16 protein-coding genes are annotated in these 21,193 nt (G+C 45.4%); all 16 read left to right on the forward strand.

The features are described from left to right. Nucleotides 1-215: 215 nt before the first annotated feature. The 16 genes from D2U88_RS01790 (at nt 216) to D2U88_RS01865 (ending at nt 21,169) form a co-directional block, all read left to right on the forward strand. Nucleotides 216-1,559, forward strand: coding sequence for a cytochrome c3 family protein (locus D2U88_RS01790; RefSeq protein ID WP_119638584.1), 1,344 nt, complete (start codon nt 216-218; stop codon nt 1,557-1,559). 33 nt (nt 1,560-1,592) lie between these two features. Further along, nucleotides 1,593-4,715 carry a TAT-variant-translocated molybdopterin oxidoreductase gene (locus D2U88_RS01795; RefSeq protein ID WP_119638585.1) on the forward strand — a complete coding sequence of 1,041 codons (3,123 nt, stop codon included), beginning with the start codon at nt 1,593-1,595 and terminating at the stop codon, nt 4,713-4,715. A gap of 33 nt (nt 4,716-4,748) precedes the next feature. Further along, a complete protein-coding gene (gene nrfD, locus D2U88_RS01800) occupies nt 4,749-6,470 on the forward strand; it encodes an NrfD/PsrC family molybdoenzyme membrane anchor subunit (protein ID WP_119638586.1) in 1,722 nt (573 codons plus the stop codon). Between the two features lie 2 nt (nt 6,471-6,472). After that, complete coding sequence (locus D2U88_RS01805) at nt 6,473-7,000, forward strand: DUF3341 domain-containing protein (RefSeq protein ID WP_119638587.1); 528 nt, start codon at nt 6,473-6,475, stop codon at nt 6,998-7,000. 4 nt (nt 7,001-7,004) lie between these two features. Beyond that, complete coding sequence (locus D2U88_RS01810; protein ID WP_119638588.1) at nt 7,005-7,574, forward strand: c-type cytochrome; 570 nt, start codon at nt 7,005-7,007, stop codon at nt 7,572-7,574. A 17-nt stretch (nt 7,575-7,591) separates the two neighbouring features. Further along, nucleotides 7,592-8,929: a quinol:cytochrome C oxidoreductase gene (locus D2U88_RS01815; RefSeq protein WP_119638589.1), complete on the forward strand. Its 1,338-nt coding sequence runs from the start codon at nt 7,592-7,594 to the stop codon at nt 8,927-8,929. A 28-nt stretch (nt 8,930-8,957) separates the two neighbouring features. Continuing rightward, nucleotides 8,958-10,016, forward strand: coding sequence for a cytochrome c oxidase subunit II (locus tag D2U88_RS01820; protein WP_119638590.1), 1,059 nt, complete (start codon nt 8,958-8,960; stop codon nt 10,014-10,016). Nucleotides 10,017-10,058: 42 nt separating this feature from the next. Further along, a complete protein-coding gene (locus tag D2U88_RS01825) occupies nt 10,059-11,873 on the forward strand; it encodes a cytochrome c oxidase subunit I (RefSeq protein ID WP_119638591.1) in 1,815 nt (604 codons plus the stop codon). Nucleotides 11,874-11,996: 123 nt separating this feature from the next. Next, entirely contained in the window at nt 11,997-12,821 is an 825-nt protein-coding gene (locus D2U88_RS01830) for a GIN domain-containing protein (protein ID WP_119638592.1), read from the forward strand. A gap of 80 nt (nt 12,822-12,901) precedes the next feature. Then, entirely contained in the window at nt 12,902-13,924 is a 1,023-nt protein-coding gene (gene ruvB, locus D2U88_RS01835; protein ID WP_119638593.1) for a Holliday junction branch migration DNA helicase RuvB, read from the forward strand. Nucleotides 13,925-14,130: 206 nt separating this feature from the next. Then, nucleotides 14,131-15,207 carry a c-type cytochrome gene (locus D2U88_RS01840; protein WP_235855696.1) on the forward strand — a complete coding sequence of 359 codons (1,077 nt, stop codon included), beginning with the start codon at nt 14,131-14,133 and terminating at the stop codon, nt 15,205-15,207. A 12-nt stretch (nt 15,208-15,219) separates the two neighbouring features. Then, on the forward strand, nt 15,220-15,903 hold the full coding sequence (locus D2U88_RS01845) for a Tat (twin-arginine translocation) pathway signal sequence containing protein (protein WP_119638594.1): 684 nt from the start codon (nt 15,220-15,222) through the stop codon (nt 15,901-15,903). Nucleotides 15,904-15,906: 3 nt separating this feature from the next. Beyond that, the gene (locus D2U88_RS01850) at nt 15,907-16,317 is read left to right on the forward strand and encodes a DsrE family protein (protein ID WP_119638595.1); all 411 of its coding nucleotides are present in this window, start codon (nt 15,907-15,909) and stop codon (nt 16,315-16,317) included. A gap of 41 nt (nt 16,318-16,358) precedes the next feature. Then, nucleotides 16,359-17,279 carry a tRNA epoxyqueuosine(34) reductase QueG gene (queG, locus tag D2U88_RS01855; protein ID WP_119638596.1) on the forward strand — a complete coding sequence of 307 codons (921 nt, stop codon included), beginning with the start codon at nt 16,359-16,361 and terminating at the stop codon, nt 17,277-17,279. A 130-nt stretch (nt 17,280-17,409) separates the two neighbouring features. After that, nucleotides 17,410-18,735, forward strand: a complete 1,326-nt coding sequence (locus D2U88_RS01860; protein ID WP_119638597.1) for an MFS transporter — start codon at nt 17,410-17,412, stop codon at nt 18,733-18,735. A 136-nt stretch (nt 18,736-18,871) separates the two neighbouring features. Beyond that, the gene (locus D2U88_RS01865) at nt 18,872-21,169 is read left to right on the forward strand and encodes an NADP-dependent malic enzyme (protein ID WP_119638598.1); all 2,298 of its coding nucleotides are present in this window, start codon (nt 18,872-18,874) and stop codon (nt 21,167-21,169) included. The last annotated feature ends 24 nt before the right edge of the window (nt 21,170-21,193 follow it).

The following is a 21,193-nucleotide window of genomic DNA, read 5'->3' on the forward strand; positions in this document are numbered from 1 at the left end:
TTATCTGTTCGTGCAAATGTAATTTATTCTGTTTTAAACCTGATCGGGCCAGTTTATTTAGAATCTTTATAAATTAGATGTTATAAATACCTTAACATTTTAAAAAATGCCTGTATGTCTTACTTTTGTTGCCACTCTTGGTAGTGTAAAAAGCTATTGTTCTCAATTTCAATAGAAAGAATCGTGCCAAGGATTTCGATAGAAATTTCGTAAATATGAAAAAGGTTTTATACCGCCATCTATTTTCTAAAGTTTTAGGTTTATCTCTCCTACTTTTCTCCACATCTTTTTATGCACAGGAAGAAACAGCCGCCGCTGAAACGGGTGGGGGTGATCCTGTAAAAGGAAAACAGCTCTTCAACCAAAACTGTGCCGCTTGTCACGCGCTTGACCGTAAGATGACCGGTCCTGCGTTGGCCAATGTGGAACAACGTTTGGCGGACGATGCCGGATTGGATCGTGAATGGATCTATGCTTGGGTAAAGAACAGTCCCGGGGTGATTGCCTCTGGCGATGCTTATGCCACTGCGCTCTATGCGGAGTTTAATCAAGCGGCCATGACGCCTTTCCCTACACTGTCCAATGAAGATATCGACAATATTTTGGCCTATACCGCCGCGCCTCCGGCAACTCCGGCTGCCGCTACGGCAACCGCTGCTGATACTGGTGCTGGTTCTGGTGATGCTTCAGGAGGGATTTCCAATGAGATGATCTTAGGGGCTTTGGCCCTTGTCTTTGGATTGTTGGTGGTGATGTTGATATTGGTGAACAAGACCTTGCGTCGCATCGCCGAAGCCAATGGGGTTGTTCTGGATAAAGAAAAAGAAAAAAGATTGCCCATTTGGAAGGCGTTTGCCCAAAACCAGTTCTTGGTGTTGGTGACCACGATTTTCCTTTTATTGGCAAGTGCCTATTTTGCTTACGGCTATATGATGCAGGTGGGTGTAGACCAGGGTTACGCCCCTGTTCAGCCGATTCACTTCTCTCACAAGGTGCACGCCGGGGACAACAAGATTGAATGTAAATATTGCCACTCATCCGCAAGGGTATCCAAAACTTCAGGTATCCCTTCGTTGAACGTATGTATGAACTGCCACAAATCGATTTACCAATATGCAGGAAACCCTGAAGGGCCTTCTGCTGAGGATTTGGCTGCCGGGCATACCAATGATTTCTATACAGGCGAGATCAAGAAATTGTATAAGGCCGTTGGATGGGATGAGGAAAATCAAAAATATACAGGTGAGACACAGCCTGTGGAATGGGTAAGGATCCACAATCTACCCGATTTTGCCTACTTCAACCACTCACAGCACGTTTCTGTGGCGGGTGTGGCCTGTCAAACTTGCCACGGTCCGGTAGAGGAAATGGAAATCGTTGAGCAATTTGCTCCGCTTACCATGGGATGGTGTATCAATTGTCACCGTACCACCAACGTGAAGATCGAGGGCAATGAATACTACGAAGCCATTCACGAAGAACTGTCCAAAAAATATGGCGTGGAGCAATTGACCGCGGCCATGATGGGTGGTATCGAATGTGGTAAGTGTCACTATTAAGAATTAAAAAGCAGATAATCTCAGATATATCGTATGGCATCAAACAAGAAATATTGGAAAAGTGAAGCGGAGTTGAATCCGAACGATTCCATTGTTGAGGCGCTAAGACACAACGAGTTTACAGAACAGATTCCCGTTGATGAGTTTTTGGGCGACAAGGAAAACCTGTCCTCATCTAATACATCCAGAAGGGACTTTTTGAAATATGTGGGCTTCAGTACAGCGGCTGCTACCGTAGCGGCATGTGAGGGGCCTGTACACAAATCCATTCCTTATGTGGTGCAACCGGACCGAATTGTTCCCGGTGTGGCCAACTACTACGCCACCACCATTGCCGATGGATTTGACTTTGCCAGCATTTTGGTGAAGACCAGGGAAGGAAGGCCGATTAAGATCGAGAACAATACCGATGCCAAGGTCAATGGAAGTGCCAATGCCAGGGTGCAGGCTTCCGTACTTTCCCTATATGACAGTAAAAGAGTTCAAGGGCCATTGGCAAAAGGGGAACCTATCGAATGGAAGGTCCTTGATGGCACGGTGAGGGCCAAATTGAACAGTTTGAAAGGTTCCAATAAGCAAGTGGTCTTGTTGACCCAGACCTATGCGAGCCCCTCTACGGATAAATTGATTGCTGAGTTTAAGGCGGCTTATGGTGAAAATGTGAACCATGTGGTTTATGATGCCATTTCTGAGGATGCTGCCCTTAACGCATACCAAACGGCTTATGGCGAACGCGCCTTGGCCGATTACGACTTTGAAAAGGCCGAATTGATCGTTTCCTTCGGAGCTGATTTTCTTGGAGATTGGCAAGGTGGAGGTTATGAAGGAGGCTATGCCAAAGGCAGGGTGCCCAAGCATGGTAAAATGTCAAGACACATCCAGTTGGAGTCCAACATGTCCTTGTCAGGTGCCAATGCGGACAAGCGTTATCCAATGACGCCTACCCAACAAAAAATAGCCTTGGCCAAATTGTACGGCAAATTGAATGGCAGTAATGTGGGAGGTGGTACTTCCGATGTTGATGAAGCCGTTGAAAAAGTAGCCGCAGAAATTAAAAAAGCAGGAAGCAAAGCTGTTGTGGTCACTGGTCTGAACGATGTAAATGCGCAGACCGTGGTGTTGGCCATCAACAAATTGTTGGCCAGCGAGGCTTTCGATCCCGAAAGCCCAAAATATATCCGTCAAGGGGACACTGCCAAGGTAACCAAGTTGGTTGCCGATATGAATGCAGGTCGCGTTGGGGCATTGCTTATGGATGGTGTGAACCCAGTGTACACCCTTCCCAATTCAGAAGAGTTTGTCTCTGGACTTGAAAAAGTGGATTTGTCCGTTGCCTTTTCATTCAATAATGATGAAACGGCACAAGCTGCCAACTATGTTGGGGCTGCTTCCCACTATTTGGAGTCTTGGGGTGACGCACAGTTCAAGAAAGGACAATATAGTTTGATGCAACCCGCAATCCGCGAGTTGTTCGACACCAAACAGTTCCAAACAGCCTTGTTGGGCTGGATGGGCAGTGAGAAAACCTATTACGATTACATCAAGGAAACATGGAGTACCGATATCCTTCAGGGCGGTTCTTGGAACAAAGCTTTACAAGATGGTGTTTTCATGGCTCCAGCTGTTGAAGGTGAAGAAACTGCCGAAGTGGTTTCCGCCGATACAACGGAAGGGGAAGAGACTACTGTGGTGCCGATTGCTTCTGCCATTCGCTCTTTGGTAAATGCCACAAGTGCCGGAACCGAGTTGGTTTTGTATTCCAAAACCGGTATGGGGGATGGTCGTCAGGCCAACAACCCATGGTTGCAAGAGTTTCCCGATCCTATTTCCAGGGTGTCTTGGGACAATTATGTGACCGTATCCAAAGCCGATGCTGAAAAGTGGGGCTTTGAAAATGAAATTGTAGCGGACGGAGGCCTCAATGGTGACTATGCCAAATTGACCGTGGACGGTAAGGTGCTGGAAAATGTTCCAGTAATCGTGCAGCCAGGTCAGGCGGTGGGTACCGTTGGTCTTTCTTTCGGATATGGCAAGAAAGCCGGTATGCAGGATGAAATGGCCACTGGTGTAAATGCCTATACACTGTATGGAAATTTTGCCAATGTGCAATCCGTCACGGTTGAAAAAGCTGCAGGTGTTCATGAGTTTGCCTGTATCCAATCACACAAAACGTTGATGGGTAGGGGGGATATCATCAAGGAAACCACCTTGGAAATCTTCAATACCAAAGACCATCACGAGTGGAACCACATGGCGGAGGTTTCTTTGAACCATCAAGAAATTCCTGTTACGTCACCTGACGCCGATCTTTGGGAATCTTTTGATCGTTCCATTGGACACCACTTCAACCTTTCCATCGATTTGAATGCTTGTACAGGATGTGGGGCTTGTGTGATCGCTTGTCATGCAGAGAACAACGTTCCTGTGGTAGGTAAAAGAGAAATGCGTCGTTCCCGTGATATGCACTGGTTGCGCATCGATAGATATTACTCTTCCGAAGAGACTTTTGAGGAAGACAACGAGAAAAAGGAAAGCATGGACGGCCTTTGGGGAGAAAAAGGCTCCTTGGGCGGATTCAGGGAGATGGAAGATGCATCTGCCAATCCACAGGTGGCCTTCCAGCCGGTAATGTGCCAGCACTGTAACCACGCTCCTTGTGAAACGGTTTGTCCGGTTGCGGCAACATCACACAGTAGGCAAGGTCAGAACCATATGGCCTACAACCGTTGCGTGGGTACTAGATACTGTGCCAACAACTGCCCTTATAAAGTACGTAGGTTCAACTGGTTCTTGTACAACAACAATGACGAGTTCAACTTCAATATGAACAACGATTTGGGTAAAATGGTTATCAACCCAGATGTGAATGTTCGCTCCCGAGGTGTTATGGAAAAATGCTCTATGTGTATCCAAATGACCCAAAAGACCATCTTGGATGCCAAGAGGGATGGAAGGGTCATCAAGGACGGAGAGTTCCAAACAGCATGTTCCGCCGCTTGTAGCACAGGTGCCATGGTCTTTGGGGATGTCAACGATAAAGAAAGCAAAGTGGCCAAGTTGAAGGAAGATGATAGAATGTACCACCTATTGGAGCATGTGGGAACAAAACCCAATGTGTTCTATCATGTTAAGGTAAGAAACACCCACGAGGCTTAATCAAATAAAAAAGAAGTAACTAGAAGATAAATTATGGCGTCGCATTACGAAGCACCTATTCGAAAGCCCTTAGTTGTCGGAGACAAAGGATACCACGATGTATCAGTGGACATTGCCCGTCCGGTTGAGGGAAGGGCCAACAAACAGTGGTGGATTGTTTTCACCATTGCGCTTGTGGCATTCCTTTGGGGTCTAGGATGTATCATTTATACCGTTTCCACGGGTATTGGGGTTTGGGGTCTTAACCGAACCGTTAACTGGGCCTGGGACATCACCAACTTTGTGTGGTGGGTGGGTATCGGTCACGCAGGAACCCTGATTTCCGCGGTACTTTTGCTGTTCAGACAGAAATGGAGAATGGCGATCAACCGTTCTGCGGAAGCGATGACCATTTTCTCCGTTGTTCAGGCCGGTTTGTTCCCGATCATCCACATGGGTCGTCCATGGTTGGGCTATTGGGTACTTCCTATCCCGAACCAGTTCGGGTCCCTTTGGGTGAACTTTAACTCGCCATTGCTTTGGGACGTATTTGCGATCTCAACCTATTTATCCGTATCCTTGGTGTTCTGGTGGACAGGGCTTTTGCCTGACTTTGCCATGATCCGTGACAGGGCGGTAAAACCTTTCCAGAAAAAGATATATGGCATATTGAGCTTTGGTTGGACAGGACGTGCCAAGGATTGGCAGCGTTTTGAGGAAGTTTCCTTGGTATTGGCAGGTTTGGCAACACCTTTGGTACTTTCCGTACACACCATCGTATCCTTTGACTTTGCCACTTCTGTAATTCCAGGATGGCACACCACGATTTTCCCACCGTACTTTGTTGCCGGTGCGATTTTCTCTGGATTTGCCATGGTAAACACCCTTTTGATCATTATGCGTAAGGTGTGTAACTTGGAAGCATATATCACTGTACAGCATATTGAGTTGATGAACATCGTGATCATGATCACAGGTTCCATCGTGGGATGTGCCTATATCACGGAGCTCTTCATGGCTTGGTATTCCGGAGTGGAGTACGAACAATACGCCTTCTTGAACAGGGCTACAGGTCCTTACTGGTGGGCATACTGGTCCATGATGACCTGTAACGTGTTCTCCCCACAGTTCATGTGGTTCAAGAAATTGCGTACCAGCATCATGTTCTCTTTCTTCATCTCCATTGTGGTGAACATCGGGATGTGGTTCGAACGTTTCGTGATCATCGTGACCTCTTTGCACAGGGATTACCTGCCATCTTCTTGGACCATGTTCTCCCCAACTTTTGTGGATATCGGAATCTTCGTGGGAACCATCGGATTCTTCTTTGTATTGTTCCTATTGTATTCCAGAACGTTCCCTGTAATTGCTCAGGCGGAAGTAAAATCCATCTTGAAGGCTTCTGGTGAGAAGTACAAAAAATTACGCGAGGCAGGCAAGCCTTTATATGAAATGCCTGCAGTGAAAGGAAAAACTGCCGTGGTAGAAGTTCCTAAAGTTGAGGCCAATGAAGAGCATGTATCTACTTTATTGGAGGCCATTGGTAAATTCGACCCAGAGACTGAAACTGCGGACGATCTGAAGAAGGTAAAAGGCATCGGTCCTCAAATGGAGCAGGCGTTGAACCAAATCGGAATCTACACCTTTGCCCAAGTAAGCAGAATGACCGAGAAAGAATATGACCTGTTGGATTCCATCACCGGTTCGTTCCCAGGAAGGGCGCAACGTGACGATTGGGCCGGACAGGCAAAAAAATTAAATGACGATAAACAGTAATTATGGCATCAAAAGTTATTCAGGCACTTTACAACGATGACGATGTGTTGATGCATGCCGTAAAAAAAGTTAGGGCAGAGCACCATCATATAGAGGAAGTGTACACCCCGTTTCCAGTGCACGGTCTGGACAAGGCCATGGGATTGGCGGGCACCCGTATCGCGATTACCTCTTTTATGTATGGCTGTTTGGGACTTACGGTTGCCGTGGTCATGATGAACTATATCATGATCGAGGATTGGCCACAGGATATCGGTGGTAAACCAAGTTTCAGCTATTTGCAGAATATGCCGGCCTTTGTACCGATCATGTTCGAGTTAACGGTATTCTTTGCGGCCCACTTGATGGTGATCACTTTCTATTTGAGAAGTAGGATGTGGCCCTTCAAAAAAGCGGAGAACCCAGATAAACGTACTACCGATGATCATTTTTTAATGGAAATAGGAGTGCACGACAATGAAAAGGAACTTGCCGATCTTTTGTGGGAAACAGGAGCGGTAGAAGTAAAAGTTACAGAAAAGGAGTCTTAATAATATGAAGCAATTAGGTAAAATAAGTGTTGCTTTGGTCTTGGTACTGCTCGTGGCATCCTGTGCCGATAAGAACAGACCAAACTACCAATACATGCCGAACATGTACGAACCCGTGGGATATGAAACCTATGAAGGTGTGGACAATGGCTTGTTCCCCGATGGAACAGAGGCCATGCTGCCCGTGGAAGGAACCATTTCCAGAGGATACATGCCCTATGAGTTCGAAAACACTCCGGAAGGAAAAGAATTGGCAAGATTGAACCCAAGTCCATTGGATTCCCTTCAAATGGAAACCGACCTGGCCAAAGGAAAGGAACTGTACGATATCTACTGCGCCATTTGCCATGGTGCAAAGGGAGACGGACAGGGCAATCTTGTAAAACGTGAAAAAATATTGGGTGTTCCCAGTTATGATGATGTGGCCCGTAACATTACCGTGGGTACGGCTTACCACACCATCTACTACGGATTGAATTCCATGGGCTCCTACGCCTCTCAGTTCGCCAACGAAAAAGAGATGTGGCAGGTGTCCGAATATGTGATGAAATTAAAGGAAGACCTAACAAAATAATTGGATAAGAGCAAACTATGTACACCTTTTCAAACAGACTTAGAATAGGATCTTTCATTGCCATGGCCCTTGGGGCAATTTTCTTGGTAATAGGTTTTGTATCCGCCCCATCAACAGTGGAAGAGGCCAAGGCCATGGTAGCGGTACATGACGAAGGACATGGAGGAGGCCACGCGGAAGCAGCCGCGGAGAGCCACGGAGAGGAGCAGGGCCATGGTGCGCAGGCTTCCCAAGAAGAAGGACACGACGCTTCACATGACACGCATTTGTTGCACCAATTGCAGAACAGACCTTGGTCTGCCCTGTATGTTGCGGCTTTCTTCTTCTTTATGATAGCATTGGGAGTGTTGGCATTCTATGCCATCCAAAGGGCAGCCCAAGCGGGTTGGTCCCCTTTATTGTTCCGTGTGATGGAAGGAATCACCGGGTACTTGGTTCCTGGTGGAATCATAGTTTTTGTGATTTTGTTGCTTTCTGCATTACATTTTAATCATTTGTTTGTGTGGATGGACCCTGAAACCGTGGCACATGATGAATTGTTGCAGGGCAAGGCAGGGTATTTGAACCCTACCTTCTTTTTGATCAGGGCGGCCATCTTCTTGGGTGGATGGATTTTCTACAGGGAGTATTCCAGGAAATTGTCCTTGGCCCAGGATGAGTCGGATGACAATAGCAACTTTGTAAAGAATTTTAGATGGTCTGCAGCTTTCTTGGTATTCTACTTGGTAACCGAGTCCATGATGTCTTGGGATTGGATCATGAGTGTGGACCCACACTGGTTCAGTACCCTTTTTGGATGGTATGTGTTTGCCAGTATGTTCGTGTCGGGCATTACTGTGATTGCCATGGTTACCATCTATTTGAAGTCTAAAGGATATTTGGAAAATGTAAACGATAGCCATGTCCACGATTTGGCCAAGTTCATGTTCGGGATCAGCATCTTCTGGACCTACCTATGGTTCTCACAGTTCATGTTGATCTGGTATGCGGACATCCCTGAAGAGGTGACCTACTATATCGCAAGGTTCCAAGATTACAAATTGCCATTTTTCGGAATGTTGGTCATGAACTTCGTGTTCCCATTGTTGGTGCTCATGAACAGTGATTACAAAAGGGTGAACTGGTTTGTGGTAATGGCCGGTATCGTGGTATTGTTGGGCCATTATTTGGATATTTTCAACATGATAATGCCTGCTACTGTTGGTGATCAATGGTATATTGGATTGCCTGAGATTGGAGGTATCCTGTTCTTTGGTGGTTTGTTCGTGTTCTGGGTGTTCACCACCTTGACCAAGGCTCCATTGCAGCCCAAACGAAACCCATTCATTGAAGAAAGTAGACATTTTCATTATTAATACGATTTAAGTCTTAGATAGATAAACGATGACTGCATTATTAACATTGACTGTTCTGGTATTGGTGGCGATTGCGATTTGGCAAATGACCAAGATTTTCGAATTGTCACAAGCCAAAACAGAGTACGCCGAGATTGCGAACGATTCCGATAATAAAAACAACGGCTATCTTTTGTTCGGGTTCCTGATTTTCATCTACGGAATCACCATTTTTAGTTTTGTGAGCTATGGTAAAATGTTGTTGCCGGAAGCTGCCTCGGAACACGGTGGTGAGTATGACCAATTGATGTGGATTTCCTTTGCGATCATTTTCTTTGTGCAGACCATCACGCAAGCTTTGTTGCATTACTTCGGATTCAAGTACAGGGGAGAAAAAGGCAGAAAGGCACTTTTCTTTGCGGACAACGACCGTTTGGAGTTCATCTGGACCATTATCCCGGTTATTGTCTTGGCAGGTTTAATCCTTTGGGGATTGTACACTTGGAGCAACATCATGGATTTTAATGAGGATGATGACCCCATGGTAGTGGAACTATATGCACAGCAGTTTAACTGGACGGCTCGTTATTCAGGTGCCGACAATGTACTTGGGGATGCCAACGTTCGTTTGATTGATATCGATAGGGCCAACGTTTTGGGTATAGATGAATCCGATCCCAATGGTGATGATGATGTCATTGTAAAGGAATTGCATTTGCCCGTCGGCAGAAAAATCAATTTCAAAATGAGGTCGCAAGACGTATTGCACTCAGCCTATATGCCACACTTTAGGGCACAGATGAACTGTGTTCCCGGTATGATCACCCAATTCTCGTTTACCCCTACCGTTACTACAGAGGAAATGCGTTTGAACCCAGATGTGGTGGAAAAAGTAAAAAGAACCAACGAGATCAGGGCCAAAAAGGCTGCACAGGGATTACCCAACTCGGACCCATGGGAATTCGATTACCTTTTGCTTTGTAATAAGATTTGTGGAAAGTCGCACTACAACATGCAAATGAAGATCATAGTGGAGACCGAGGAGGAATTCAATAAATGGATGGCGGAGCAGAAGACCTTTAAGGCAAGCATGGCACCCGCAGAATAATACAGGCTAGGAAAAGAACCAAAACAAAATTTAAAAGAGATTATGTCAGCTACTGAACACGAACACGGACACGAAGATCACGGGCATCATCATAAGGAGACCTTTGTAACCAAATATATCTTCAGTCAGGACCACAAGATGATATCCAAGCAATATCTGATTACAGGTCTTATCATGGGATTCGTTGGTATTGCAATGTCATTGTTGTTTAGAATGCAATTGGCATGGCCGGGAGAATCTTTCGGTATCTTCAAGGCCGTTTTGGGCAAATGGGCCCCAGATGGTGTTATGGATGCCGATATTTATTTGGCATTGGTGACCATTCACGGTACCTTGATGGTATTCTTCGTATTGACACAGGGATTGAGCGGTACCTTTAGTAACCTGCTTATTCCATTGCAGATCGGTGCCAGGGATATGGCATCGGGCTTTATGAACATGGTGTCTTACTGGATGTTCTTTGTTTCCAGTGTGATCATGATCTGTTCTTTGTTTGTGGAAGCAGGACCTGCCGCTGCTGGTTGGACCATCTATCCACCATTGAGTGCATTACCTATGGCACAGCCCGGTTCAGGATTGGGTATGACCCTTTGGTTGGTATCCATGGCCATCTTTATCGCATCGTCCCTTTTGGGTTCGTTGAACTATATCGTTACGGTAATCAACCTAAGGACCAAGGGAATGTCCATGACCCGTTTGCCATTGACGATTTGGGCCTTTTTCGTTACCGCTATCATCGGTGTGGTTTCTTTCCCAGTACTTTTGTCAGCAGCTTTGTTGTTGCTTATGGATAGAAGCTTCGGTACCTCTTTCTTCCTTTCGGATATCTTTATTCAAGGAGAAGTGTTGCACTATCAGGGAGGTTCACCGGTACTATATGAGCACTTGTTCTGGTTCTTGGGACACCCCGAGGTATACATCGTATTGTTGCCAGCTTTGGGTATTACTTCCGAAGTAATGTCCACCAACGCAAGAAAACCGATTTTTGGTTATAGGGCGATGGTTGCCTCTATCTTGGCCATTGCGTTCTTGTCCACCATCGTATGGGGTCACCACATGTTCGTATCCGGTATGAACCCGTTCTTGGGATCGGTATTTACCTTTACGACCTTGTTGATCGCGATTCCATCAGCAGTAAAAGCATTTAACTACATCACCACACTTTGGAAAGGAAACCTACAATTGAACCCAGCTATGCTGTTCTCGATTGGATTGGTTTCTACCTTCATCACGGGTGGTCTAACAGGTATTATTTTGGGTGACAGTACATTGGACATCAACGTGCATGATACCTATTTCGTAGTGGCCCACTTCCACTTGGTAATGGGTATTTCTGCCCTTTACGGAATGTTTGCGGGTATCTATCACTGGTTCCCAAAAATGTTCTATGGCAGAATGATGAACAAGAACTTGGGATATGTCCATTTCTGGATTACCGCCATCTGTGCTTATGGGGTTTTCTTCCCGATGCACTTTGTAGGTATGGCAGGTGTGCCAAGACGTTACTATGAGAACACCGCTTTCCCAATGTTCGATGAATTGACGAACGTACAGGTATTGATGACCGTTTTTGCCATCATCGCAGGATTGGCCCAGTTGATATTCGTGTACAACTTTATCAGTAGCATATTCTACGGTAAGAAAGGACCGGTAAACCCTTGGGGCTCCAATACTTTGGAATGGACCGCTCCACAAGAGCATATCCACGGAAACTGGCCTGGGGAAATTCCTCACGTGTACCGTTGGGCTTACGATTACAGTAAGACCTATGAAAATGGGGAGTACATCATTGCAGGACAGGATTTCGTTCCACAGAACGTCCCCTTGCAAGAAAATGAAGAAGAACTCAACCATTAATGTGTTGAACCTTATACAAGGCCCATCCTTTAGGATGGGCTTTTTTGTTTGTAGCAAGCTGATATGTACAGAATTGTACTAATTATAATATCTTTAGGAAACCGTACCCCAAAATAGAGAACCGTGAAAAAGATACTGCTCCTACTTTTTGTGATTTCACCCCTGCTGTCCATCGCCCAGCGTAAACCTAGGATCAAGGGAAGTCGAATTGTGACCGAGGTGAGCGAGGAACTGCCCCCGTTCAACGCCATTGTGCTCAACGATAACCTGGATATCGTTTTGGAAAAATCCTTTGGCCCCGGATACCGTATTGTGGCCGACGACAACCTCATTGACATCTTAAAGTTCAATGTGCAGGATAGTACGTTGATCATCAGTTCATACTATGATGTTACGGCAAAGAAGCAGTTCGACATCACCATCAACTATACCGATTTGAAGGCCATCACCGTAAAGGATGGTAGTATGGTGTCCAAGGATATTATTGAAAGTGATGAGTTGTTCGTGGATGGATTCAACCACACCAAATTGGATATCAAGGCCAATGCAGCCGTAATGGACATCAACTTGGAGGATACAAGCAATGGCAATTTTAATGTGGATGTGGATTCGTTGAACATCAGCATGGGTCATAGGGCAGAGGCTTATGTATATGCCGTGAATGAAACCGGTCTGGTGGATATGGAAGATAATGCCACCTTGGCCATTGAAGGCACATCGGACAGGATTCAGGTGAAACTGATGGGAGATGCTAAATTTAAAGGAGAGAAAATGGAGGTAGGCAATCTGATACTCACCATGGAGAATGATCCCAGTGCTTGGGTGTATGCCTTTCGAGACCTTGAACTCAGTGTTAAAGGAAATTCCAAAGTATACCTCTATGGAACACCGCAAATCACGGTTCTTGAGTTTTTGGATACCTCGCAACTCATCAAGAAGATGGAATGAACTTGGTTAATTGATTTGCCAATTTTCTATATGGGAAGATTATTTCCTGCCATGTCGTTTTCGACTATATTTGTTAAGCGATGAACGAACATTTAGACCCGACAGCCGAAAATTTCAGTCAAGAGGAACTCGATATTGAAAGGGCGTTACGCCCCATTTCGTTCGACGACTTCACTGGACAGGCACAGGTATTGGAAAATTTAAAGGTATTTGTGCAGGCGGCCAATCTTCGCGGAGAGGCCTTGGACCATACCCTTTTTCATGGTCCTCCCGGATTGGGAAAGACCACCTTGGCCCATATTTTGGCCAATGAGCTTGGTGTGAACATCAAAGTGACCTCTGGCCCAGTATTGGATAAACCAGGAGATTTGGCAGGTTTGTTGACCAATCTCGATGAACGGGATGTGTTGTTCATTGACGAAATTCATCGCTTGAGCCCCATTGTGGAAGAATACCTGTATTCCGCCATGGAGGACTACAAGATTGATATCATGATCGAAACGGGACCCAATGCCCGTACTGTACAGATTAACCTGAATCCGTTCACCTTGATAGGTGCCACCACACGTTCAGGTTTGTTAACGGCTCCGATGCGGGCAAGATTTGGTATCCAAAGTCGATTGGAATATTACAACACCGAATTGTTGTCCACCATTGTGGAACGGAGTGCCGAAATTTTGAAAGTCCCCATTTCACAGGAAGCCGCTATCGAAATTGCGGGAAGAAGTCGAGGAACCCCGAGGATTTGCAATGCCTTGTTGCGACGGGTGAGGGATTTTGCCCAGATCAAGGGGAATGGCAGTATCGACTTGGACATTTCCCAATTTGGCCTCAAGGCCTTGAACGTGGATGCCCATGGTTTGGATGAAATGGACAATAAGATTTTGACCACCATCATCGATAAGTTTAAAGGTGGTCCTGTGGGTATTACCACTTTGGCTACGGCAGTATCGGAAAGTGCCGAGACCATTGAAGAAGTCTATGAACCTTTTTTGATCCAACAAGGATTCATCATGCGAACCCCGCGCGGGAGAGAGGTTACCGAATTGGCGTACAAGCACTTGGGAAGGATCAAAGGAGGTGTGCAAGGAGGGCTTTTTTAAAAGCTTCCTTTATTTTGGGTAGGCTTCCAAAATGTTAAAAAATCCAAATCTTTTTTGTATCTTACATAGTACTTTGTTAATCAGCGGGTTAGGTGTTTTTGAAATTAATTTCTGACTATTCCACGATAAAAGAACAAGGTACTAGCCCCCAATTTTAAGTTTAGAACTGAATTTCTTTTGAATGATGGTCGTTACCTTGTTGCCTTATGGGTGAACCAATAAAAAATACCAACGCACCGCATTGCGGGGATTTCCAAATCCTATCGGTACAGATCAAAAGGCTGTGCCTTAAGGTCGGTATTGGAATGGGGATGATTATTTTGCTGTCCTTTGCCATATTGATGTTGCGTTTTGGTGCCTTGGATGGATTACTTCCCGAGAAAACGGTACCGGAAAGTATTGTTTATGGTGAATATGATGTGAGCCAACTAACCGCTTCTGCCGAAAATGATCTGATCAAACAAGGGTATGAAATTTTCAGGAACACTCCACTTCACATAGGTCCCAAACAAACCGACAGCAATCAAATATTTGCAGGCAATAACCTAGCCTGTGCCAGTTGCCATTTGAATGGGGGAACCCAGCTTTTTGCTGCCCCTGTAATTGGTGTGGTAAAACGCTTTCCACAGTATCGAGGTCGTGAGGACAAGATTGGAACGATTCAGGAAAGAATCAATGGCTGCATGGAACGTAGCATGAACGGCAGAAAGATGCCAGAGGACAACGAGGCTATGGTAGCCTTGGTTGCCTATATGGATTGGTTGGGAAAAACAGCACCATCCGACGGAAAAATTGAAGGTCAAGGTTTTGTGAAACTTGAACTTCCCAATCGTGCCGTGGACTTGGACCATGGTAAAAAAGTATTCGAGCAGCAATGCACCGTTTGCCATGGAGCGGATGGCCAAGGCCAAAAATTGGCCGATAGCGACTTATATCTGTACCCGCCCCTGTGGGGACCGGATTCCTATAATAACGGAGCCGGTATGACACGTGTGATTACCGCTGCAGAATTCATAAAGGGCAATATGCCCTTTGGCACTACATACGAAAATCCAATTTTGACGGATGAAGAGGCCTATGACGTGGCCGGATTCATCAACCAACAGCTTCGGCCTACTAAGGCCAATAGGGAAGCCGACTTTCCAGATCTTGTCAAAAAGCCTGTCTCCACTCCCTACGGTCCCTACGTGGATCCTTTCTCAGAGGAACAGCATCAGCTGGGACCATTCCAACCCATTATGGAATTCTACCAAAAGGAGTATCAGCTCAAGAAAACCAAATAAACACAATTAATAATGGAAACAACAAATGCAACATCGCGAAGAAAGTTTATGGGAGCGATGATGCTGGGTGCCACTGCATCCACATTATCGGCTTTTTCCAATCCTGCGCTGGCAGGAATGGCAGATTTTTCACATTCAATAATGAATGATGCAGAGGCTTGGATGAAAACCATTAAAGGGAACCACCGTGTAGTGTACGATGGATCCTACCCCCACAAGGGATTTCCGATTATTTGGAACTGGGCCTATTATTTATCAAACAACGAAATGGGATCCCCGGACAATGATGTTACCGCTATGACGGTACTAAGACACGATGCCATACCAATTGCTTTGCAGGATGATTTATGGAAAAAGTATCCCTTAGGGGAAATGTTCCATGTTAAAAAATCGGACGGTACCGTTTACGACAGAAATCCTTATTATGAACCTCAAGAGGGGGATTTTCCGCTACCCATGATTCAGGGCATCAAGGATATGATCGGTAGGGGAGCCATGTTCTGTGTTTGCAATTTGGCGTTGAATGTCTATAGCAATTTTGCGGCGCAGGCCGCAGATAAGGATCCTGGTGAAGTATACGAGGAGTGGAAGGCTGCCGTGTTGCCCGGAATCCAGATCGTACCCTCTGGGGTATGGGCTTTGGGAAGGGCCCAGGAGGAAGGTTGTGGATACATTTTCGCTGGAAATATTGTCTAGGATATGAGAAAGTTGATCGTATTCCTATTCATGTTGGTGTCAGGAATTATCCTGGCACAGCAAGAACCCATCAAAGTAGTGTTTGATGTAACCAGCGCTAACCCAGATGTACACCGAACAGCGGCAAAGCATTTGCGATTGATGGCCGAAGCCTATCCCGACTCCCAATTTGAAATGGTCATTTACAGTGGTGCCATTAAAATGGTGGATAGAAAGGCTTCCGTAGCTGGGGAAACCTTGGCCGAAATGGTAAAAAGGAGCAATGTATCGGTAGTGGTCTGTGAGCAGACCATGAAACGCCATAAGATGGTCAACGATGATTTGATTCCCGGAGTGGGCTCTGTTCCCGACGGGATTTTTGAAATCGTGATGAAACAGAAGGAAGGTTGGGGGTATATAAAAGAAGTGAACTGAATGTATTTTTAGTTCATCCGAATATCCGCTAACTTTAGGGCATGAACACCGCCCAATGGACACAGCAGATCAAGACCGAGGCCAAACGCCTCGGTTTTTTGTCGTGTGGTATTTCCAAGGCAGGTTTTTTAGAAACGGAAGCGCCTCGATTGGAAAAATGGCTCAACCAAAACATGCATGGCGAAATGGGGTATATGGAAAACCATTTCGACAAAAGACTGGATCCCACCAAATTGGTGGAAGACTCCAAATCGGTCATTTCCCTACTGTTGAATTATTACCCGTCTGAAAAGCAAAATCCAAAATCGTATAAAATTTCCAAATACGCTTACGGAACCGATTATCACTTTGTGATAAAGGACAAGCTCAAACAACTGCTCCAGTTTATCCAAGAGGAAATCGGGGAAGTGCACGGACGTGCTTTTGTGGATTCGGCGCCTATTTTGGACAAAGCATGGGCCGCCAAAAGTGGTTTGGGTTGGATAGGGAAAAACAGCAATCTATTGACCCAACAGGTAGGGTCTTTTTACTTTATAGCCGAACTCATTGTGGATCTTGAATTGGAATATGATACGCGGGTTACCGACCATTGTGGAACTTGTACTGCCTGTATCGATGCATGCCCTACCCAGGCCATTGTGGAGCCTTATGTAGTGGATGGTAGTAAATGTATTTCCTATTTTACCATCGAATTGAAAAATGAAATACCCTCCGAGTTTCAAGGAAAAATGGACGATTGGATGTTCGGTTGTGATGTGTGCCAGGATGTGTGCCCCTGGAACCGATTTTCCAAACCGCATCAAGAACCTTTATTCAACCCAAATCGGGACTTACTCAATTATTCAAAAAAGGATTGGGAAGAAATTACCGAAGAAGTTTTTCGAGAGATTTTCAAGAAGTCGGCGGTAAAAAGAACCAAATGGGAGGGGTTAAAAAGAAATATTGAATTTTTGAAGGAATAATGGGGATTTTCTGTTGGTTTGTTTTCAAATTTAAGTAGTTGAAATAATGAAAAATACTATATTGACATCAATATTTTGATGAATTCCTATTTTGGAATGCTTTAAAGCGAAAATTAACCAAACTCAGACTATGCTCAACAGAATTAAGCCTAAACTTAGTTTTTGGCAAATCTTCAACATGAACGTTGGGTTTCTTGGAATCCAATATAGCTTTGGATTACAGCAAAGTGCCATAAATCCCATATTTCTATTCCTTGGTGCCAAAGAGGAAATTCTCCCTATTTTGAATATTGCCGGACCCGTGACCGGATTGGTCATACAACCATTGATAGGAGCCATTTCGGACAAGACCTGGTCCCCGAGGTGGGGTAGAAGAAAACCCTTCTTTTTAATCGGGGCCCTTATGGGGAGTTTATGCCTTTTTGCTTTCCCGTTGAGTCCCGCCCTTTGGTTTGCCGTTGGTCTCCTTTGGATTCTGGATGTGGGCAACAACATGGCCATGGAGCCTTACCGTGCGTTTGTGGGGGATAAGTTGCCCGATGAACAGTTGAGCATGGGGTATCAAATGCAGAGTTTATTTGTTGGTGCGGGCATCCTGTTGGCCAATGCCTCGCTCTTTTTGTTCCAAGATTGGTTTGGTGGGGGTCAGGATATTGAAGGGACCATTCCAAAATGGTTGTACTATTCGTTTTTTATAGGCTCGTTCCTATCCATTGCAACTATTTCATGGTCCGTATTAAAAACCCCGGAAATTCCACCCACGGATGCGGAGTTGGAAGAGATCAACAAACATAGGTCCCTGCCTTTTGCCGAACGGTTTAAAATGCCTTTTGTGGAGATTAGCCACGCAGTAAAAGAAATGCCACGATTTATGTGGAGGCTTTCTGCCGTGTACCTGTTCCAATGGTATGCCCTTTTTGTGTATTGGCAGTTTATAACGCCCTTGTTCAGGGTTACCATGGGGTATGATACCTCCGAAGCGGCGGCGCAGGCAGCCAAAATGAGTACCACTTATAATGTGGTGACTGCTGTAGTGGCATTGATACTGGTGCCACTGACCCTTCGATTTGGAGGAAAGAAAATCTATGCCCTGAGTCTTTTTGGTACCGCTATTGCCTTGATTGCCATTCCACATATTTCGGATCCGGTCTATGTACTCTTCCCGATGGTGTTGTTCGGAATTGGATGGGCGGCCATGATGGGAATTCCCTATAGCATGGTTTCCAAAATTGTTCCCCAGGAACGCAGGGGAGTTTACATGGGAATTTTGAACATGATGATTGTGATTCCCATGGGTATCCAAACCTTGACTTTCGGACCTATTTTCAAAAACCTGTTGGGTGGCAATTCAGTAAATGCCATGCTCTTTGCAGGTGCATTTTTTGTGATCGCGGGACTGTTGGCCACGCGGTTGAATATGCCCAAAGACACAAACAATCCTGAAATAGACTTATAACTTTCAAGATATCAGATGAATATCTATAGGTAATGGCTTTATTCCCATTTGGGTAACATTCTATAAATAATTGATGGAAGGAATGTTCCCTAAAAAACTCGGAATGCCCTAACTTTACCAATTCATTGGCTAACTTATGAGCAAGGAAAAACAAAGACGAGAGGCATTACTTTATCATGCAAAGCCCCAACCGGGAAAAATCAAGATTGTACCTACCAAACCCTATTCTACCCAACGTGATCTGGCTTTGGCCTATTCACCGGGAGTTGCGGAGCCCTGTTTGGAAATTGAAAAAAACAAGGACGACGTGTACAAGTACACCGCCAAAGGGAATATTGTGGCCGTTATATCCAATGGTACCGCGGTATTGGGATTGGGGAATATAGGTCCCGAAGCGTCCAAACCAGTAATGGAAGGAAAAAGCCTGCTCTTTAAGATCTTTGCCGATATCGATGGAATCGATATTGAATTGGATACGGAAGATGTTGAAAAGTTCATCGAGACCGTCAAGACTATTGCGCCGACTTTTGGGGGCATCAACTTGGAGGACATCAAAGCCCCGGAAGCCTTCGAAATAGAAAGACGCCTGAAGGAAGAACTCGATATTCCCGTGATGCACGATGATCAGCATGGTACAGCCATTATTTCTGCGGCTGCCCTGTTGAATGCATTGGAAATAGCCAATAAAAAAATTGAAGAAGTAAAAATAGTGGTGAGTGGGGCAGGTGCTGCAGCGGTTTCCTGTACCCGACTTTATAAGGCTTTTGGTGCGAGTGCCGAAAACATCGTGATGTTGGACAGTAAAGGTGTCATCCGAAGTGATAGGCCCAATCTCAGCGTTGAGAAATTGGAATTCGCCACCGACCGAAAAATTGATACCCTGGAAGAAGCCATGAAAGATGCCGATGTGTTCATCGGACTTTCCATCGCCAATGTGGTTACTCCGAAAATGTTGAATGTGATGGCCAAGGATCCTATTGTTTTTGCCATGGCCAATCCTGATCCGGAAATTGAATACGAATTGGCTTGTAAGACCAGAAAGGACATCATTATGGCAACGGGCCGTTCCGACCATCCGAACCAAGTGAACAACGTGCTCGGCTTCCCATTCATTTTTAGAGGGGCACTCGATGTTCGTGCTACCAAGATCAATGAAGAAATGAAAATGGCAGCCGTGAGGGCCTTGGCCGATTTGACCCGGGAATCCGTACCGGAACAGGTAAATATTGCCTACGATACCACACGATTGACGTTTGGTAAGGATTATATCATTCCAAAACCTTTTGATCCCCGTTTGATTACCAAAATTCCGCCCGCTGTGGCAAGAGCCGCTATGGAAAGTGGTGTGGCCAAAGCACCGATTCAGGATTGGGAAAAATATGAGGAAGAGCTTCACCAACGCTCCGGAAATGATAACAAAGTGGTAAGGTTGATGCACAACAGGGCCAAACTCAATCCAAAGCGGATTGTTTTTGCGGAAGCTGAGCTATTGGATGTGTTGAAAGCAGCCCAAATCGTGCACGACGAAGGCATTGCCCAGCCCATACTTTTGGGTCATAAGGAGACGATTGAAGGCTTGAAAAAAGAACTGGATTTTGATGCGGAAGTGCCGATTATCGACCCGAGGTCTGAAGAGTCCAAAGAAATGCGTGTCCGATATGCCATGAAACTTTGGGAATCAAGAAAGCGCAAAGGCGAGACCCAATACAGTGCAAGGGTGAATATGGGCAAACGCAATTATTTTGGTGCCATGATGTTGCAGGAAGGTGACGCAGATGGATTGATTTCAGGATATTCCCGATCATATCCACGTGTGCTTCGTCCCGTTTTTGAGGTATTGGGAAGGGCCAAGGATGTGAAGAATGCCTCTACCGTCAATATTATGATTACAGCTAGGGGACCTTTGTTTTTGGCGGATACGTCCATCAACATAGATCCTGATGCCGAACAATTGGCAGAAATTGCCCAAATGACGGCCAATGTAGCCAAAACCTTTGGTTTTGATCCTGTGGTGGCCATGTTGTCCTATGCCAATTTTGGGTCATCAGCACACCCACATGCCCAAAAAGTTAGGGAAGCGGTGCGTATTTTGCACGAACGTAACCCAGAGTTGGTGGTCGATGGGGAAATCCAGACCGATTTCGCCTTGAGCTCCGACCTTGCGAATAACAATTTCCCGTTTTCCAAAATTTCAGGGAAAAAGGTAAACACCCTGATTTTCCCGAATTTGGAATCTGCCAATATCACTTATAAATTGCTCAAAGGGTTGAACAATGCCGATTCCATTGGCCCGATCATGGTAGGTCTGCCTCGTGCGGCGCATATCTTGCAATTGGGTGCCAGTGTGGATGAAATGGTGAACATGGCCGCTGTGGCGGTTATTGATGCCCAAGAAAGGGAAAAAAGGAGAAAGGCTCGAATGGGTGAGGAGTAAATCCCAATCCCATAAATAATCAAT

This window comes from Flagellimonas aequoris (assembly GCF_003584165.1).
Classification (GTDB): Bacteria; Bacteroidota; Bacteroidia; order Flavobacteriales; family Flavobacteriaceae; genus Flagellimonas; species Flagellimonas aequoris.

Coding starts and splice junctions, on each gene's coding strand:
- D2U88_RS01790 (WP_119638584.1), top strand. CDS start 216: ATGAAAAAGGTTTTATACCGCCATCTATTTTCTAAAGTTTTAGGTTTA.
- D2U88_RS01795 (WP_119638585.1), top strand. CDS start 1,593: ATGGCATCAAACAAGAAATATTGGAAAAGTGAAGCGGAGTTGAATCCG.
- nrfD (WP_119638586.1), top strand. CDS start 4,749: ATGGCGTCGCATTACGAAGCACCTATTCGAAAGCCCTTAGTTGTCGGA.
- D2U88_RS01805 (WP_119638587.1), top strand. CDS start 6,473: ATGGCATCAAAAGTTATTCAGGCACTTTACAACGATGACGATGTGTTG.
- D2U88_RS01810 (WP_119638588.1), top strand. CDS start 7,005: ATGAAGCAATTAGGTAAAATAAGTGTTGCTTTGGTCTTGGTACTGCTC.
- D2U88_RS01815 (WP_119638589.1), top strand. CDS start 7,592: ATGTACACCTTTTCAAACAGACTTAGAATAGGATCTTTCATTGCCATG.
- D2U88_RS01820 (WP_119638590.1), top strand. CDS start 8,958: ATGACTGCATTATTAACATTGACTGTTCTGGTATTGGTGGCGATTGCG.
- D2U88_RS01825 (WP_119638591.1), top strand. CDS start 10,059: ATGTCAGCTACTGAACACGAACACGGACACGAAGATCACGGGCATCAT.
- ruvB (WP_119638593.1), top strand. CDS start 12,902: ATGAACGAACATTTAGACCCGACAGCCGAAAATTTCAGTCAAGAGGAA.
- D2U88_RS01840 (WP_235855696.1), top strand. CDS start 14,131: ATGGGTGAACCAATAAAAAATACCAACGCACCGCATTGCGGGGATTTC.
- D2U88_RS01845 (WP_119638594.1), top strand. CDS start 15,220: ATGGAAACAACAAATGCAACATCGCGAAGAAAGTTTATGGGAGCGATG.
- D2U88_RS01850 (WP_119638595.1), top strand. CDS start 15,907: ATGAGAAAGTTGATCGTATTCCTATTCATGTTGGTGTCAGGAATTATC.
- queG (WP_119638596.1), top strand. CDS start 16,359: ATGAACACCGCCCAATGGACACAGCAGATCAAGACCGAGGCCAAACGC.
- D2U88_RS01860 (WP_119638597.1), top strand. CDS start 17,410: ATGCTCAACAGAATTAAGCCTAAACTTAGTTTTTGGCAAATCTTCAAC.
- D2U88_RS01865 (WP_119638598.1), top strand. CDS start 18,872: ATGAGCAAGGAAAAACAAAGACGAGAGGCATTACTTTATCATGCAAAG.